The 16,505-nt window shown below is 70.7% G+C and carries 15 protein-coding genes and 1 pseudogene; 8 read left to right on the top strand and 8 right to left on the bottom strand.

Annotated features, from left to right (window positions below; all coding sequences use genetic code 11):
• The 8 genes and pseudogenes from AVMA1855_RS22650 to AVMA1855_RS22615 form a co-directional block, all read right to left on the bottom strand.
• Window positions 1-145, bottom strand: a pseudogene (locus AVMA1855_RS22650) (isocitrate/isopropylmalate family dehydrogenase); the annotation flags it as partial.
• A gap of 30 nt (window positions 146-175) precedes the next feature.
• Window positions 176-1,828 (bottom strand): ABC transporter ATP-binding protein, encoded by a 1,653-nt coding sequence (locus AVMA1855_RS22645; protein ID WP_284427391.1) that lies wholly within the window; start codon window positions 1,826-1,828, stop codon window positions 176-178.
• 2 nt (window positions 1,829-1,830) lie between these two features.
• Window positions 1,831-2,709: an ABC transporter permease gene (locus AVMA1855_RS22640; protein WP_284427390.1), complete on the bottom strand. Its 879-nt coding sequence runs from the start codon at window positions 2,707-2,709 to the stop codon at window positions 1,831-1,833.
• Between the two features lie 20 nt (window positions 2,710-2,729).
• The gene (locus tag AVMA1855_RS22635) at window positions 2,730-3,686 is read right to left on the bottom strand and encodes an ABC transporter permease (RefSeq protein ID WP_272568392.1); all 957 of its coding nucleotides are present in this window, start codon (window positions 3,684-3,686) and stop codon (window positions 2,730-2,732) included.
• Window positions 3,687-3,723: 37 nt separating this feature from the next.
• Window positions 3,724-5,343, bottom strand: coding sequence for an ABC transporter substrate-binding protein (locus tag AVMA1855_RS22630; RefSeq protein WP_284398929.1), 1,620 nt, complete (start codon window positions 5,341-5,343; stop codon window positions 3,724-3,726).
• Between the two features lie 90 nt (window positions 5,344-5,433).
• Window positions 5,434-6,723, bottom strand: a complete 1,290-nt coding sequence (locus AVMA1855_RS22625) for an NAD(P)/FAD-dependent oxidoreductase (protein WP_284427389.1) — start codon at window positions 6,721-6,723, stop codon at window positions 5,434-5,436.
• 42 nt (window positions 6,724-6,765) lie between these two features.
• Window positions 6,766-7,431, bottom strand: coding sequence for a haloacid dehalogenase type II (locus AVMA1855_RS22620; RefSeq protein WP_284427388.1), 666 nt, complete (start codon window positions 7,429-7,431; stop codon window positions 6,766-6,768).
• 215 nt (window positions 7,432-7,646) lie between these two features.
• A complete protein-coding gene (locus AVMA1855_RS22615; protein WP_284427387.1) occupies window positions 7,647-9,152 on the bottom strand; it encodes an aldehyde dehydrogenase family protein in 1,506 nt (501 codons plus the stop codon).
• A gap of 233 nt (window positions 9,153-9,385) precedes the next feature.
• Between AVMA1855_RS22615 and AVMA1855_RS22610 the strand changes: the two genes are divergently transcribed.
• From AVMA1855_RS22610 to AVMA1855_RS22575, 8 genes are all read left to right on the top strand, one after another.
• Window positions 9,386-10,285: a GNAT family N-acetyltransferase gene (locus tag AVMA1855_RS22610; RefSeq protein ID WP_284398936.1), complete on the top strand. Its 900-nt coding sequence runs from the start codon at window positions 9,386-9,388 to the stop codon at window positions 10,283-10,285.
• A gap of 38 nt (window positions 10,286-10,323) precedes the next feature.
• Window positions 10,324-11,259: a 2-hydroxyacid dehydrogenase gene (locus AVMA1855_RS22605; protein ID WP_284411887.1), complete on the top strand. Its 936-nt coding sequence runs from the start codon at window positions 10,324-10,326 to the stop codon at window positions 11,257-11,259.
• 3 nt (window positions 11,260-11,262) lie between these two features.
• Window positions 11,263-11,385: a hypothetical protein gene (locus AVMA1855_RS22600; protein ID WP_284427386.1), complete on the top strand. Its 123-nt coding sequence runs from the start codon at window positions 11,263-11,265 to the stop codon at window positions 11,383-11,385.
• A 66-nt stretch (window positions 11,386-11,451) separates the two neighbouring features.
• Window positions 11,452-12,855, top strand: a complete 1,404-nt coding sequence (locus tag AVMA1855_RS22595; RefSeq protein ID WP_284427385.1) for an aspartate aminotransferase family protein — start codon at window positions 11,452-11,454, stop codon at window positions 12,853-12,855.
• Between the two features lie 88 nt (window positions 12,856-12,943).
• Window positions 12,944-13,438 (top strand): Lrp/AsnC family transcriptional regulator, encoded by a 495-nt coding sequence (locus tag AVMA1855_RS22590; RefSeq protein WP_272553201.1) that lies wholly within the window; start codon window positions 12,944-12,946, stop codon window positions 13,436-13,438.
• Between the two features lie 17 nt (window positions 13,439-13,455).
• On the top strand, window positions 13,456-13,830 hold the full coding sequence (locus tag AVMA1855_RS22585; RefSeq protein WP_284411883.1) for a (2Fe-2S)-binding protein: 375 nt from the start codon (window positions 13,456-13,458) through the stop codon (window positions 13,828-13,830).
• The gene (locus tag AVMA1855_RS22580) at window positions 13,827-15,251 is read left to right on the top strand and encodes an FAD/NAD(P)-dependent oxidoreductase (RefSeq protein ID WP_284427384.1); all 1,425 of its coding nucleotides are present in this window, start codon (window positions 13,827-13,829) and stop codon (window positions 15,249-15,251) included. The genes AVMA1855_RS22585 and AVMA1855_RS22580 overlap by 4 nt, the downstream gene beginning before the upstream one ends.
• Complete coding sequence (locus AVMA1855_RS22575; RefSeq protein WP_284398949.1) at window positions 15,248-16,420, top strand: NAD(P)/FAD-dependent oxidoreductase; 1,173 nt, start codon at window positions 15,248-15,250, stop codon at window positions 16,418-16,420. The genes AVMA1855_RS22580 and AVMA1855_RS22575 overlap by 4 nt, the downstream gene beginning before the upstream one ends.
• The last annotated feature ends 85 nt before the right edge of the window (window positions 16,421-16,505 follow it).

Here is a 16,505-nt window from a genome sequence, read left to right as displayed (position 1 = left end):
CGCAGCTGGCCCAGTCGATGGTGCGGCATTCCAGCTCGAAGCCGAAGCGTTCGGCCGCGGTCTGGATGGCCCGCAGGCCTTCGGGCATGACTTCCTTGCCGATGCCGTCGCCGGGGATCACGGCGATGCGGAAGATGGGGTGCATGGGGTGTCTCCGGTAGGGATCGCCTGTGTTTCAGGCCGCTGCGGCCAGCACGGCCGGTGCGCCGGCCCTCTCCTCCAGCCAGCCCTGGCGCAGCTCGGGCACCGAGCGCGCCAGCAGTTCGTAATACGGGTGGTGCGGCCCGCGGTCGTAGTCGGCGCGCGCCACCTGCGCCAGTTTGCGGCCGTGCTGCATGACGACGATCTCGTCGCACACGGAGCGCACGGTGTGCAGGTCGTGGCTGATGAAGAGGTACGACACGCCCAGCTCGCGCCGCAGCTCGGCCATCAGGTCGAGCACGGCGGCACCCACCACGGTGTCGAGGGCGGAGGTCACTTCATCGCACAGGATCAGGTCGGGGTCGGCCGCGAGCGCGCGGGCCAGGTTGACCCGCTGCTTCTGCCCGCCCGACAGGCCGCCGGGCAGGCGATCCTCCACGCTGTGCGGCAGCTTGACCAGGTCGAGCAGCTCGCGGATGCGCCGCTGCAGCGCCTCGCCCTTGAGCCCTTTGTAGAACTGCAGCGGCCGGGCCAGGATGCGCTCGATGGTGTGCGAGGGGTTGAGCGCCGTGTCGGCCATCTGGAAAACGATCTGGATGCGGCGCAGCTCTTCCTTGGTGCGCGCGCCCAGCGTGGTCTTGAGCTCCGAGTTGCCAAACAGCATGGTGCCGTGCCAGGGCTGTATGAGCCCGGCGATGGCGCGCGCCAGCGTGGTCTTGCCCGAGCCCGATTCGCCGATGACGCCGATGGCCTGGCCGCGGTAGAGCTTGAAGTTGATGTCTTCCAGGATGAGCGCGGCGGGGCGGCCGGTGGCGTCCACCGGGCCGTAGCCGGCGGACAGGTCGCGCACATCGAGCAGCAGCTCGCCCTCGCCCCGGCAGTGCTCGGCCACGCGCGGCGTGGGGCGCGCGGCGGCCAGCAGGCACCGGGTGTACTGGTTGGCCGGGGCGGCGAGGATGTGCGCGGTGGTGTCCACCTCCTGCATCCGGCCGTTGCGCAGCACGAGGATGTGGTCGGCCATCTGCGCCACCACGGCGAGGTCGTGGCTCACGTAGACGGCGGTGGCGCGGCGTTCGCGCACCACGCGTCGAAAGGCGAGCAGCACTTCGATCTGCGTGGTCACGTCCAGCGCGGTGGTGGGCTCGTCGAGGATGACGAGGTCGGGGTCGGTGATGAGCGCCATGGCCGCCATCAGCCGCTGCAGTTGCCCGCCCGAGACCTGGTGCGGGTAGCGGTCGCCGATGGTGTCCGGGTCGGGCAGCGCGAGTTCACGGAACAGCTGCACCGCCTTGGCCTCGGCCTCGGCGCGCTTCATGGTGCCGTGGATGCGGGTGGGCTCGACCACCTGGTCCATGATGGTGCGCGACGGGTTGAACGACGCGGCGGCGCTCTGCGCGATGTAGGCCACGGTGCGCCCGCGCAGCGCGCGCAGCGCGCGCAGCGCGCGCTGCGCGGCAGGCGCCAGGTGCAGCACGTCGACGTCGCCGATGCGCACGCTACCGCCGGAGATGGTGCAGCCGTGCCGTGCATAGCCCATCAGCGCGAGCGCCGTGGTGGTCTTGCCAGAGCCGGATTCGCCGATGAGCGCCAGCACCTCGCCGGGCGCGATTTGAAAGCTCAGGCGCTCGACCAGCGTCTGGTCGCCCGCGGTGATGCTCAGGTCTTGGACGACAACGGATGCCCCCATGTTCAACGCCCTCCGCGTTCGCGGGCCGCGCGGCCCGGCAGGTTGTCGATGACGAGATTGACCGCGATGGTCAGGCTGGCGATGGCCAGCGCCGGCGCGATGACCGAGGCGCCGGCGTCAGGCAGCGCGCCGATGTTCTCGCGCACCAGCGATCCCCAGTCGGCCGCGGGCGGCTGGATGCCCAGGCCCAGGAAGCTCAGGCCGGCGAGCAGCAGCACCACGTAGACGAAACGCAGCCCCAGGTCGGCCAGCATGGGGCCCACGATGTTGGGCAGGATCTCGCGCAGCATGATGTAGAGCGTGCCCTCGCCCCGGGTGCGCGCCACGGTGACGTAGTCGAGCGCATTGATGTTGACGGCCAGCGACCGCGCGATGCGGTAGGCGCCCGGGATGTAGATGACCGCCGCCGTGGCCACCAGCATGGCGACGGACGAGCCGAAGCCGGCCACCAGGATCAGTGCGAACATCTTGCTGGGAATGGCGGTGAGGGTGTCCAGCACGCGGCTCAGAATGGTGTCCACCTTGCCGCCCATGGCGGCGGCGAACAGCGCCAGGGCCGTGCCCGTGCCGCTGGCCAGCAGGGTGGCCAGCAGGGCCACGCCCACGGTGTAGCGCGCACCGTCGATCACGCGCGCCAGCATGTCGCGTCCCAGGTAGTCGGTGCCCAGCCAGTGTTGGGCGCTGATGGGCGCGAACACGTCGGAGCCGCCGCCCGCCTGCGGCGAGCCCGGCAGCAGCACGGGACCGGCCAGGGCGGCCAGCATCCAGCACAGCAGCACCGCCAGCCCGATCAGGCCGGAGATGCCGAAGCCCGAGAGCCAGCGGCGCACCGCGTGGCGCGGCGTGGCGGGCGGGCCGGAAGGGTGGGTCAGGGAATCCATGGGTCGGCCCTTCGGTGTGGTCAGCGGTGGCGCAGGCGCGGGTTGGCGAGGATGCCGCACACGTCGGCCGCCGTCACCAGGATCAGGTAGCCCGCGCAGAAGATCATGGCGCAGGTCTGCACCAGCGGCATGTCGCGCTGGGTCACGCCATCGACCATGAGCTTGGCGATGCCGGGGTAGTTGAAGATGGTCTCGATGATGATGACGCCGCCCAGCAGGTATGACAGCGACAGCGCCACCGCGTTGGCGATCGGCCCGATGGCATTGGGCAGCGCGTGGGCCATGACCATGCGCAGGGGCGAGGCGCCCTTCAGGCGCACCATCTCGATGTAGGGCGCCTCCAGCTGGTCGATGACGGCGGCGCGGCTCATGCGCATCATCTGCGCGACGATCACGCAGCACAGGCTGAGCACGGGCATGGCGAAGGCCCGCAGCATCTGCCCCACCGATTCGATGTCGCTCACGTAAGACAGCGCGGGCAGCCATTTGAGCTTGACGGCGAACACCAGCACCGCCAGCGTGGCCACCAGGAACTCGGGCACGGACACCACGGCCACCGCCGCCGACGAGGCCAGGCGGTCAAACCACGAGCCGCGCCACACGGCCGAGGCGATGCCCAGGGTGAGCGCGATGGGCACCGAGAACAGCGCGGTCACGGCCGCCAGCAGCAGCGAATTGGGCAGGCGGCTGGCCACCAGCTCGCCCACCGGCATCTGCGTGGTGACCGACTGGCCCAGGTCGCCGCGCACGATGCCGCCCAGCCAGCGCAGGTAGCGCAGCGGGGCCGGCACGTCCAGCCCCATCTGGGCGCGCAGCGCGGCGAGGGCCTCGACCGTGGCGTCCTGACCCAGCTGCTCCTGCGCGGCGTCGCCCGGCAGCACGGCGGTGATCGAGAAAACGATCACCGAGACCGCCAGCAGGGACAGCAGCGCCAGCAGGATCCGCTGGACCAGGAGCTTGAGAATCACACGGTTCATGGCGCGGCGGCTTCCAGTGCTCGGTGCGTGCGGGGCGTCAGGCTTCGAGCCAGACGTGCTCGGCGAAAGAGTAGCCCATCAGGCCGCCCAGCGGAATCGGGGACAAGCCCTTGAGCTTGGTGGAATGTCCGTCGATGCTGGCCAGGAACAGCGGAATGCCGATGCCCGCGTCCTGGTGGATCATGGTCTGCATGTCGGCGTACATCTGGCGGCGTTTGGCCAGATCGGTCTCGGCGCGCGAGGCCAACAGCAGCTGGTCGAACTGCGGGCTCTTCCAGCGCGACTCGTTCCAGGCCGCGTCGGACTTGAAGAACTGCGTCAGGATGGTGTCGGCACTGGGGCGCGGGTTCACGTTGCCGAAGCCCACCGGGCTGTTGAGCCAGTGGTTGGACCAGTAGCCGTCGGCCGGCATGCGCTTGATGTCCAGGTCCAGGCCGATGCGCTGGCCCGACTGCTGCAGCAGCAGCGCGGTTTCGGTCGAGTACATGGCGGCCGGCGAGGTGACCACGGGCACCTTGCCCGTCACGCCCGACTTCTGCAGGTGGAACTTGGCCTTGTCCAGGTCGAACGCGCGCTGCGGCAGGTCCTTGAAGTAGAACCGGTTGGTCGGGTCGATGGGCTGGTCGTTGGCGATGACGGCGTAGTCGAGCGCGATGCTCTTTTTCATCTGCTCGCGGTCGAACAGGTACTTCATGGCCAGGATGAAGTCGGGGTTGGCACCCGGCCCCATGTCCTTGCGCAGGATGAGGTCGGAGTACTGGCCCGACTGCGTGGTGAAGATGGCGTAGCCGGGCGTGCCCTTGACCCGTGCCACGGCGCGCGGGTTGACCGAGGCCACCAGGTCCATGCCGCCCGACAGCAGCGCGTTCACGCGGGCGCTCTCGTCGCCGATGCCCACGAACTCGATCTCGTCCAGGTAGGGCTTGCCGGGCTTCCAGTAGGCGTCGTTGCGCACCATCAGCGACCGCACGCCGGGCTTGAACTCCTTGAGCTTGTAGGGGCCGGTGCCGATGCCGGCGTTGAAGTCGGTGGTGCCTTCCTTGACGATGTGGAAGTGGAAGGTGCCCAGGATGACCGGCAGGTCGGCGTTGGGCGCGGTCAGCTCGATGGTCACCTCGTTCGGACCCGAGGCCTTGACGGTCTCGATCTGGTCGGCCAGCACCTTGGCCTTGGAGGCCGTGGCCGGGTCCTTGTGGCGCAGGATGGAGAACACCACGTCGGCCGGCGACAGGGCCTTGCCGTCATGGAAGGTGACGCCCTTGCGCAGGGTGAACACCCAGGTCTTGGCGTCCTGCGTGGCGGACGATTCGGCCAGCGCGGGCTGCGGCGTGAGCGAGCCGTCCAGCACGAACAGGCCGTTGTAGAGCATGGTGCCGCGCGAGTAGTCGGTCTGGTTCGACTGCTTGGCCGGGTCCAGTGTGTCGGTGGCCGCGGCCGTGGCGCCGGCCACGCGGATGCGGCCGCCGCGGCGGGGCGTCTGCGCATGCGCGGTGACCGCCATGCCCGCCAGGCCGCCGGCCAGCGTGGCCTGCATGCCGCCCGCCATCAGCATGGCGAGCACGTCGCGGCGCGTGGCGCCCCGCCGCAGCGAGTCCATCACGCGAAGGCTTTCTTGGGGACCGACGAGGGTGTCGAACGGGGTGCGGCTGTCGCTCATGGTGATGCTCCTGTGACGGGTGGCAGTGGGGGGAACGGGGATCTTGGAATGGTGGGAATCAAGGGAAGGTGGCAGGCGCCCGCTGGGACGTCAGGCCAGCCGGTCCTTCAGGCGGTAGTACAGCCCCACCGCCGGCAGGAACCACGGCGGGCCGAAGTGGCCGGGCACGGCGGGCCAGTCGCGGCCGCGCCAGGGATTGGCCTCAGCATCGCCGGCCATCACGGCGGCCATGCGCTCGCCCATGTGGACCGACATCTGCGTGCCGTGGCCGCTGTAGCCCATGGAATAGAACAGGCCGTCGCGCTCGCCGGCGTGCGGCAGGCGGTCCTGCGTCATGTCCACCAGGCCGCCCCAGCAGTGGTCGATGCGCACGCGGCCCAGTTGCGGGAAGGTCTCCGCCAGGCCGGCGCGCAGGATCTCACCACTGGCGGCGTCCTGCTGCGGGCTGGAGATGGCGAAGCGCGCCCGGCCGCCGAACACCAGCCGGTGATCGGCCGTGAGGCGGAAATAGTGGTGGATGTTGGCGATGGTGACGTAAGTGCGCCGCTCGGCCAGCAGGGCCTGCGCGCGCGCCGCGCCCAGCGGCTCGGTCACCACGATGAAGCTGCCGATGGGCACGATGCGCCGGCGCAGCCAGCCGAACGTGCCGTAGCCGCCGTGGCGCGAGGCGCCGGTGGCCAGCAGCACCTGGCTGGCCTGCACCGCACCGCGCGCGGTGTGCAGCCGGTGCACCTGGCCCTGCACGCGCTCGATGCGGTCCACGCAGGTGCCGGTGTGGATCTGCGCGCCCTGGCGCTGGGCGGCCAGGGCCAGCCCCTGGGCGAACCGCCCCATGTGCATCTGCGCGCTGCGCCGGTACAGCAGCCCGCCTTCGAACCGGTCGCTCTGCACCTCGGCGCGCACCCGGGCGGCGTCGAGGATCTCCACGTCGGTATCCACCCCGTCGGCGATGAGCCGCTCGGCACTGCGCCGCAGCGCCTCCAGGTGGTGGGGCCGGGTGGCGAGCTTGAGCTTGCCGTGGCGCAGGAAATCGCAGTCGATGGCCTCGTCGCGCACGATGCGGTCCACGGTGTCCACCGCGGCGTCGTAGGCGTGGTACCAGGCCCGGGCCTGCGCCACGCCGACCTTGGCGGTCACCTCGGCGTAGTCCACCGCCAGGCCGTTGTTGACGTGGCCGCCGTTGCGGCCCGATGCTTCGGGCGCCACGCTGGCGCCCGCCTCCAGCACCGCCACGCTCGCGCCGCGCCGGGCCAGGGCCAGGGCGGCCGACAGGCCGGTGAAGCCGGCGCCGACGATGGCGACATCGACCTGCCTCGGCAGATCGTGCGGTGCCAGCGCAAACGGCGGGACCGAATCGTTCCAGTAGGACTCGAGCTTCATGGCAAGGGGCGTGCGGGCTGTGGGAAGGAAGGTAAAAACCGCTCAGAGGCCGACGACGCCCGGCAGGCCGCCGATGTCTTCGATCTGCACGTAGTGGTAGGCCGGGTTGCCCGGACCGTGGCCGCGGTTCACGAACACCTTGTTCTTGATGCCGATGTCGTCGGCCGACATCAGGTCGTAGCGCAGGCTGGAGGACACGTGCAGCACGTCCTGCGGGCCGCAGCCCAGCGAGTCGAGCATGTATTCGAACGCCTTCAGGCGCGGCTTGTAGGCCTGGGCCTGCTGCGCGGTGTAAACGCGGTGGAAGGGCGCGCCGAGCATGGCGACGTTCTTCTGGATCTGGTCGTCGGAGGCGTTGGACAGGATCACCAGCGGGATCTCCTTGGCGACCTTGGCCAGGCCTGCGGGCACGTCGGCATGCGGGTCCCAGGTGGGAACGGCGTCGTAGAACTTCTGGCCGTCGGCGTCCAGGTACTGGATCTTCCACGGCTTGCACAGGCGGCGCACGGCGTTCTTGAGCACCACTTCGTAGGGCTTCCAGTCGCCCAGCACTTCGTCGAAGCGGTAGGCGCTGAAGTCGGCGATGAACTGCTCCATGCGCTCGGCCGGAATGCGGTCGGCGAAGAGTTCACGCGTCATCTCGCCCATGCGAAAGCGGGTGAGCTTTCCGTAGCAGTCGAAGGTCACGTACTTGGGACGGAAGGTCATGGTCTCGGAATCCTCGGGTTGGGCCGGTCACCGACCGGGGCGGTTCGCAGCGCCTTATTCGGCGTTTGCGACAGTGTCATTACGAAGTGATTGAAGCACGCGGTTTCGCGGGTGTCATAGGGAAATGCAGGGGTGCGGCGCGCGAAAGCTGCGGTTTGCCGGGGGCCTTGCGGCATGCCATGCGGTCTGCACCGCCGGCGTGCGGCAACGCACCGTTAGTGCGCTGCAGCAAAGTCGATGAGCACGCTTTTGAAGCGCAGGTTGGCCTCCACGGCCTGGCGGCCCAGGTCCTTGCCGATGCCCGACTGGTGATAGCCGCCGGTGGGAATGACGAAGTCCGCGCTGCGCCCGTAGCGGTTGATCCAAACCGTGCCCGCGCTGATGCCGCGCATGGCGCGCAGCGCGCGGCCGATATCGGCGGTGTGCACGCCGGCCGCCAGGCCGTAGTGCGCGTGCGCGGCCAGGGCCAGGCCCTCTTCCTCGGTGTCGAAGGTCTGCACCGTGAGCACGGGGCCGAAGATCTCTTCCTGCACGGCGGGGCTGTCGGCCGCCACGCCTTCGAGCAGCGTGGGCTGGAAGTACGCTCCGCCCGGCGCACCGGCCGCCACGCCGCCGGCCACGTCGTCGAACAGCCCCCCGCCGCAGCGCAGCTGCGCGCCCGCGTCGCGCGCGCGCTCCACGATGTCCAGGATGCGCGCGGCCTGTGGCGCCGAGATGATGGGCGGCAGCGTGGCGGTGTCGTCCCAGGTGGCGCCGGGCCGCAGCGCGGCGAACCGCGCGCCGATGCGCTCCACCAGTTCCGGCGCGATGCCGCGCTGCACGATGAGCCGCGACCCCGCCACGCACACCTGGCCCGCGTTGCCGGTGATGGCACCGGCGATGAGGCCGGCCAGCCGGTCGACATCGGGCGCGTCGTCGAAGACGAGCTGCGGGCTCTTGCCGCCCAGTTCCAGCGTGACGGGCTTGGGGCCCTGCAGCGCACAGCTGGCCATGATGGCGGCGCCCGTGCGCGTCGATCCGGTGAAGGTCATCTTGGCGATCCGGGGGTGCCGCGTGAGCGCATCGCCGGTGGTGCGGCCATCGCCCTGCACCACGTTGAAGAGCCCGGGCGGCACGCCCGCCTCCACCGCCAGCTGGGCCAGTCGCACGGCGGAATACGGCGTCATCTCGGACGGCTTGAGCACCACCGCATTGCCTGCGGCCAGCGCGGCGCCCACCTTCCACGACATCATCACCAGCGGAAAATTCCACGGCGTGATGGCGCCCACCACGCCGTAGGGCTCGGCCACCACCATGCCCAGGTGGTCGTGCCGCGTGGCGGCCACCTCGCCGCCGAGCTTGTCGGCGTACTCGGCGAAAAAGCGCAGCCCTTCGGCGGTGAAGGGCACGTCCCACGCAGCGGCATCGCGCACCGGGCGCGTGGAGCACACGGCCTCCAGCGGCGCCAGTTGCGGTCCGTCGGCCTCGATCATGTCAGCCCAGCGGCGCAGCACGCGGGCGCGCTCTCGCGGGGCGCGCCGCGCCCAGTCGGTAGTGCGCCAGGCTTGCCACGCATCCTGCACCGCAGCGTCCACGGTGGCGGCATCGGCCAGCGGCAGGTCGGCATGCCATTGGCCATCGGAGGGGCGCAGCACGGCGATGCGGCCGGCATCGGGCACGAGGCGCCCGCCGATGAAGTGGCCGGCAGGAACGGCGATGGACCGGGGATCGAAAAGCAGCATGGAACGGGGGCGCGCAAGGGGCTGCGCGCAGTTGGAAAAAGGTGCTTCGATGCTAGGCAGGAAGGTCCAGCATTTGTGCCCGTAACGCCCCGCGTCACCGCAGCGAATTGCAAAACGCACGCGCCCGGCAGACGAAGCTTGCAAGTTGCGGGCAAACCCGAATTCGGGGTGGTGCGGCCTGCCGATGTCGTCCAAGATAGACGCCCAATCCCTTCGCAACGAGGACGCCGCCCATGCTCTCCACCGCCCTGCCCGCCACTCCTGCCACCGCCGAGGACGGCGTGCTGCTGCGCCCCATGACACCCGACGACCTGCCGCAGGCGCAGGCGCTGTCGGCCGAACTGCGCTGGCCGCACCGGCTGGCCGACTGGGAGCAGGTGTTCGCGCATTCCGAGGGCCTCGTGGCCGAGCGCGACGGGCAGACCATCGCCACCGCCCAGCGCTGGAAGTGGGGCGATCGGCACGCGACCATCGGGCTGGTGCTCGTCACCCCGGCCTGCCAGGGCCGCCGCATCGGCCACCGCCTGATGACCACGCTGCTCGACGGCCTGGACGGCCACACGGTGCTGCTGCACGCTACCGCCGAGGGGCGCGGCCTGTACGAGCGCCTGGGCTTCGTGCGCACGGGCGAGGTGCGCCAGCACCAGGGCGTGGCCCGGCCGACGCCGCTGATCGCCCTGCCCCCCGGCTGGCGCCTGCGCCCCTCCGGCCTGAACGAGGCGGCCGCGTTGCACCGGCTCGACGCCCAGGCGCGCGGCATGCCGCGCGATGCGCTCATCGACGACCTATTGGCTCGCAGCGATGCCTGCGTGGTGCTGGACCACGACGGCGAGCAGCGCGGCTTCGCGCTGCTGCGGCGCTTCGGCCGCGGGCATGCCATCGGCCCCGTCGTGGCGCCGGATGCGGAAAGCGCCAAGGCGCTGATCGCCCACCTGGCCGGCATGAACGCCGGCCACTTCACGCGCATCGACATCGATTTCGACAGCGGCCTGGCCGAGTGGCTGGAGAGCATCGGCCTGCTGCGCGTGGACGCGCCCACCACCATGGTGCGCGGCGGCACCCTGCCCACCGCATCGGACGCCCCGCACGGTGCCCCGCGGCTGTTCGCCCTGGTCACCCAGGCGCTGGGCTGAGCCCACCCCTTCGACGATCCAACCTGCCGGGCCTTGCCGTGACCTCCACCACCTTTCTCTACAAATCCGACCCCGTGCGCGGTCGCCAGTGGGCCGGCGTGTTCCGCGACCGCGCGCCCGAGATCGACTTTCGCATCTGGCCCGACATCGGCGACCCGGCCCAGGTGCGCTTTCTCGCGGCCTGGGAGCCGCCGCAGGACCTGGCCACGCGCTTTCCGCAGCTGCAAGTGCTGTTTTCATCGGGCGCGGGCGTGGACCAGTTCGACTTCGCCGCGCTGCCGCCCGAGTTGCCCGTGGTGCGCATGGTGGAGCCGGGCATCGTGCAGGGCATGGTGGAGTACGTGACGCACGCCGTACTGGGCCTGCACCGCGACATGCCCCAGTACCGCCGCCAGCAGCAGCAAGGCGAATGGCGCGTGCTGCCGGTGCGCCCGGCCAGCGAACGCCGGGTGGGCGTGCTGGGCCTGGGCTCGCTGGGGCAGGCGGTGCTGGCCCAGTTGCGGGGCCTGGGCTTCGACTGCGCGGGCTGGAGCCGCTCGCGCCACCAGTTCGCCGGCGTGCACTGCTACGCGGACCGGCATGAACTGCCGGCCTTCCTGGCGCGCACCGACATCCTGGTGTGCCTGCTGCCGCTGACCGATGCCACGCGGGGCTTCCTGAACAAGGACCTGTTCGCGCAATTACCGGCCGGTGCCGGGCTGGTGCACGTGGGGCGCGGGCCGCAATTGATCGACACCGACTTGCTGGCCGCGCTGGCCGTGGGGCAGATCGGCGAGGCGGTGCTCGACGTGACCGATCCCGAACCCCTGCCGCCGTCGCACGCCTTCTGGCGGCACCCGCGCGTGCAGCTCACCCCGCACATCGCGAGCATGACCCAGCCCCTGAGCGCCGCCAACGTGGTGGTCGACAACCTGCGCCGGTTCGAGGCGGGCGAGCCCATGGTGGGGCTGGTGGACCGCTCGCGCGGCTACTGACGCATGGCAGCCGGCAGCCAGCATCCCCAGGGGCACCGCACGATCTGCTGCCACCGCGCCAACAACCGCAGCGTGCTGCGCGAAACCCCGCCAAAGCAGCACCACGCGCAGCGGCCGCTGACCTAACCTTGGGGCCATCGACAGACGCCTCACCACCGCCACCGAACCCCTGGCCCGCGACCGGACCCCGCCATGACCCAACTCACCGACCTGCCCCAGCTCGCCTCGCTCGATGCCATCGACCGGGCGCATTTGATCCACCCCGTCTCGCCCTGGCGAACGCACGAGCGCCGCGGCCCGACCGTGCTGTCCTCGGGCCGGGGGGCATGGCTCACCGATGCCAAGGGCAACGAGCTGCTGGACGCCTTCGCCGGCCTGTGGTGCGTGAACGTGGGCTACGGCCAGGAGAGCGTGGTCCAGGCCGCCACCGAGCAGATGCGCCGCCTGCCCTACGCCACGGGCTACTTCCACTTCAGCAGCGAGCCGGCCATTCTTCTGGCCGAAAAGCTGGTGCAGATCACGCCGAAATCGCTGAACCACGTGTACTTCACGCTGGGCGGCTCCGAAGCGGTGGACGCCGCCGTGCGCTTCATCGTGCAGTACCACAATGCCATCGGCCAACCGGCCAAGAAGCACTTCATCGCGCTGGAGCGCGGCTACCACGGCTCGTCGTCCACGGGCGCCGGGCTCACCGCCCTGCCCGCCTTCCACCGCGGGTTCGACCTGCCGCTGCCGACGCAGCACTACATTCCCTCGCCCAACCCCTACCGCGCCGCGGACCCGTCGGACGGCCCGGCCATCATCGCGGCTTCGGTGGCAGCGCTGCGGGCCAAGGTGGCCGAGCTGGGCGCGGACAACGTGGCGGCCTTCTTCTGCGAGCCCATCCAGGGATCGGGCGGGGTGATCGTACCGCCCCAGGGCTGGCTCAAGGCCATGCGGGAGGCCACGCGCGAGCTGGGCATCCTGATGGTGGTGGACGAGGTCATCACCGGCTTCGGCCGCACCGGCCCACTGTTCGCCTGCGAGGCCGAAGGCGTGTCCCCCGACATCCTCACGCTGGCCAAGGGCCTGACGGCCGGCTACGTGCCCATGGGGGCGACGGTGATCTCGGACGCGCTCTACGCCGGCATCGCCGACGGTGCACCCGAGGGCGCGCCCATCGGCCACGGCGCCACCTACTCCGCCCACCCGGTGAGCGCGGCGGTGGCACTGGAGGTGTTGCGGCTGTACGAGGAAGGCGGCATTCTCGCCAACGGCCAGCGCGGCGCCGCGCCTTTCGCAGCCGGGCTGGATGCCTTGCTGGCGCACCCGCTGGTGGGCGACTCGCGCCACCGCGGCCTGCTGGGCGCGCTGGAGCTGGTGAGCGACAAGGCGACCCGGCGCGGGTTCGATCCGGCGCTGGGCCTGTCCGAACGCATCGCGGCCACGGCGTACCGCAACGGCATCGTGTTCCGCGCCTTCGGCGACAACATTCTTGGCTTTGCGCCCGCACTCACCTACACCGAGGACGAGTTCGCCGAAATGTTCAAGCGCCTGCGAAAGACGCTGGACGACGTGCTGGACGCGCCCGACGTGCGCGCCGCGCTCAAGGGCTGAAACCGGCGGCAACGCCCCAGCAACCCCAACACAGCGACCGCGCGCCGCCGCAGAATCGAAGCCTCCTTCACGCCCCGATGCCGCCATGATGAACGAAGCCTTCAAGATCGACCGCCTGGACCTGCGCATCCTCGCGCAGCTGCAGAAGAACGGGCGCATGACCAACGTGGACCTGGCGGACGCGGTGGGCCTGTCGCCCAGCCCCTGCCTGATCCGCGTCAAGCGCCTGGAGCAGGCGGGCTACATCGCCGGCTACGGCGCGCACCTGCGCCTGGAAAAGCTGGGTGACACGCTCACCGTGTTCACCGAAGTCACGCTCACCGACCACCGCCGCGAAGACTTCACGCGCTTCGAGGCTGCGATCCGCGAGGTGGACGAGGTGCTCGAATGCCACCTGGTGAGCGGCGGCTACGACTACCTGCTGCGCTTTCTGACGCGCGGCGTGAACCATTACCAGGAGGTGATCGAGGACCTGCTCGAACGCAACCTCGGCATCTCCAAGTACTTCAGCTACATCGTCATCAAGACGCCGTTCATCAAGACGCACTGTCCCATCGAGCGGCTTTTCCCCCACCAGCGCTGACTTCCCTCCAGACGCCCATGCCCGACACCGCCCACCGCCCGCCGGCCCGCTTCGTGCGGCTGGCCGAGACCGATCGCCCCCCGATCGCCCTGACGATCGATGGCCTGCCTGCCGCCGCGCTCGCTGGCGACACCCTGCTGGTGGCACTGCTGCAGCACGGCCGGCGGGTGCGCGACAGCGAGTTCGGCGACGGCCCGCGCGCGGGTTTTTGCCTCATGGGCGCCTGTCAGGACTGCTGGGTGTGGACACCTTCGGGCGGGCGGCTGCGCGCCTGCTCCACCCCGGCCGAAGCCGGCATGGAGGTGCTCACCCACCCACCCGCGGCGCACTGGCCGGTGACGCCGGACCTGCGCGAATCGCTGGCGCGCCATGCGCAAGGGGACGCGGCATGAGCGCCCCCACCGCCACCCCAATCACTAACCCCACCGGCTCGCCCCGCATCGTGGTGGTCGGCACCGGCCCGGCCGGCGTGCGCGCCGCCCAGGCGCTGGTGCAGGCCGGCCTGCGCCCCACCGTGGTCGATGAAAGCCGGCGCGACGGCGGGCAGATCTACCGCCGCCAGCCCGAAGGCTTCAAGCGGCCCTACGCCAAGCTCTACGGCAGCGAGGCCGGCAAGGCCCAGGCGCTGCACCGCGACTTCGACGCCCTGCGCGCATCGGTCGATTACCGGCCCGACACCCTGGCCTGGAACGTGACCGCCGGCGAACTGCACGTGGTGCATGCCGGCGAGCCGCAGACGCTGCCGTTCGATGCGCTGCTGGTGTGTTCCGGCGCCACCGACCGCCTCATGCCCGTGCCCGGCTGGCACCGCGCCGGCTGCTACAGCCTGGGCGCCTCGCAGATCGCGCTCAAGGCCCAGGCCTGCGCCATCGGCTCGCAGGTCGTCTTTCTGGGCAGCGGGCCGCTGCTGTACCTGGTGGCATCGCAGTACGTGCAGGCCGGCGCGCGCGTGGCGGCGGTGCTCGACACCGCGCCCGCATCCAAGCCCTGGGCCGCCATCGCGGGCCTGCTGGCGCGGCCCACGCTCGCGCTGCGCGGACTGGGGCTGATCCGCGGCCTGCGGGCGGCTGGCGTGCCGGTGCTGCAGGGCGTGGCGCCGCTGTCCATCGACGGCGACGACCGCCTGGGTGTGCAGGCCGTGGCCGTGCGGGATTCGCAGGGCCAGGAACGACGCTTCGAATGCGATGCCGTGGGCCTGGGCTGGCACCTGCGGGCCGAGACGCAACTGGCCGATCTGGCGCGCTGCGCGTTCGCCTTCGAACCCGTGAGCCGCCAGTGGCTGCCCAGCATCGACGCGGACGGCCGCAGCAGCACACCAGGCGTGTACCTGGCGGGCGACGGTGTGCGCATTCTGGGGGCCGACGGGGCCGAGGCCGCGGGCCGCCTGGCCGCCCTAGCGGCGCTGGCCGACCTGAAGCATGCCGCCGGCAGCGCCCGCTACGGCCAGGAGGCGCCCGCGCTGCGCCGCACGCTGGGCCAGATGGACCGCTTTCGCCAGGGGCTGGCGCGGGCCTTTCCCTGGCCGCATGCGCAGGCCGCGGCGCTGCCCGATGCGGCCGTGGTGTGCCGCTGCGAGGCCGTCACCGCGGGCGAACTGCGCCGCTGCGTGACCGAGATGGACAGCCAGGAAGTGAACCGCGCCAAGGCCTTCAGCCGCGTCGGCATGGGCCGCTGCCAGGGGCGCTTTTGCGGCCATGCTGCGGCGGAAATCGTCGCGAGCGCCTGCCACGTTCCCGTGGAACAGGTGGGCCGCCTGCGGTCGCAGGCACCGGTCAAGCCTTTGATGATGAACACGCGCGAGGTGCAGGCATGAACCACGGCAGCCAGAACGCCACGACGCACGACACCGATGTGCTGGTGCTGGGCGGTGGCCTGATGGGCACCACCACGGCCTTCTTCCTGCGCCAGCACGGCCTGTCCGTCACGCTGCTGGAGCGCGAACTGGTGGGCCGACAGGCCAGCGGCACCAATTTCGGCAACGTGCGCCGCCAGGGGCGCGAGCTGCACCAGATGCCGCTGGCCAACCGCGCGCGCGCCGTGTGGGGCCGCATCCGGTCGCTGCTGGGCGAAGACGCCGAGTTCGTGCCCTACGGCCACCTGCGCGTGTGCTACACCGAAAAGCAGGCCGCGGTGCTCGAAAAGCACGCGCACGACGTCAAGCCCCTGGGGCTGGACCTGCAGCTGTTCACCGCCGAGCAGTTGCGCCAGCGCTGGGGCATCTTCGCGCCCGGCGTGGTGGCGGGCTCCTACTCGCCCCAGGACGGCCACGCCAACCCCCGCCTGGCCGGCCCGGCCTTCGCCCGCGCGGCGCGGCGTGCGGGCGCGAACATCGTCGAGCATGCCGAGGTGATGCAGGTGGAGCGCGACGCCAACGGCTTCGTCGCCCACACGGCCGATGGCCGGCGCTTTCGCGCCCCGCAGATGCTGGTGGCCTGCGGCGCCTGGTCCAACCGCATGGCCGAGCAGTTCGGCGAGCCCGTGCCGATGGAGGCCCGCGGCCCGCAGATGGGCGTGACCGAGCCCCTGCCCTACGCGCTCGGGCCGTCCATCGGCCTATCGTCCCCCATCGAGACCGAGGGCCTGTACTTCCGGCAGATTGCGCGCGGCAACATCGTCTTCGGCGGCGGCCTGAAAGGGCCCGCGCATGCCGACCGCATCCGCGCCTACGTGAAGCCCGACAACGTGCTGCGCCAGTTGCGCGAGCTGCGCCGCTTCGTGCCGGCGTTCGAGCACGTGCAGCTGATCCGCGTGTGGAGCGGCATCGAGGGCTACACCCCCGACTGGCAGCCGGTGATGGGGCCGAGCGCCAAGGTGGCGGGGCTGCACTACGCCTTCGGCTTCAACGGCGAGGGCTTCGCCATCAGCCCCGGCGTGGGCGAGACCATGGCCGAACTGATCGCCACTGGCCAGACGTCGATTCCGCTGGCGCCCTACTTCATCGGCCGGTTCGCGGCATCGCAGAAGGCGCAGAAGGCGGCTTGACGGAAATCACCTTCATGCCAGGGTAAGCGTCAGCCCCCCGTAACGGGGAACTGCCGCAAAACGCTATAAAATAGATAGCAAAACG

Source organism: Acidovorax sp. SUPP1855 (assembly GCF_030158955.1).
Lineage (GTDB): Bacteria > Pseudomonadota > Gammaproteobacteria > Burkholderiales > Burkholderiaceae_C > Paracidovorax.
Note: the sequence above shows the minus strand (reverse complement) of the source record. Positions and strands in the feature narration are given on the sequence as shown.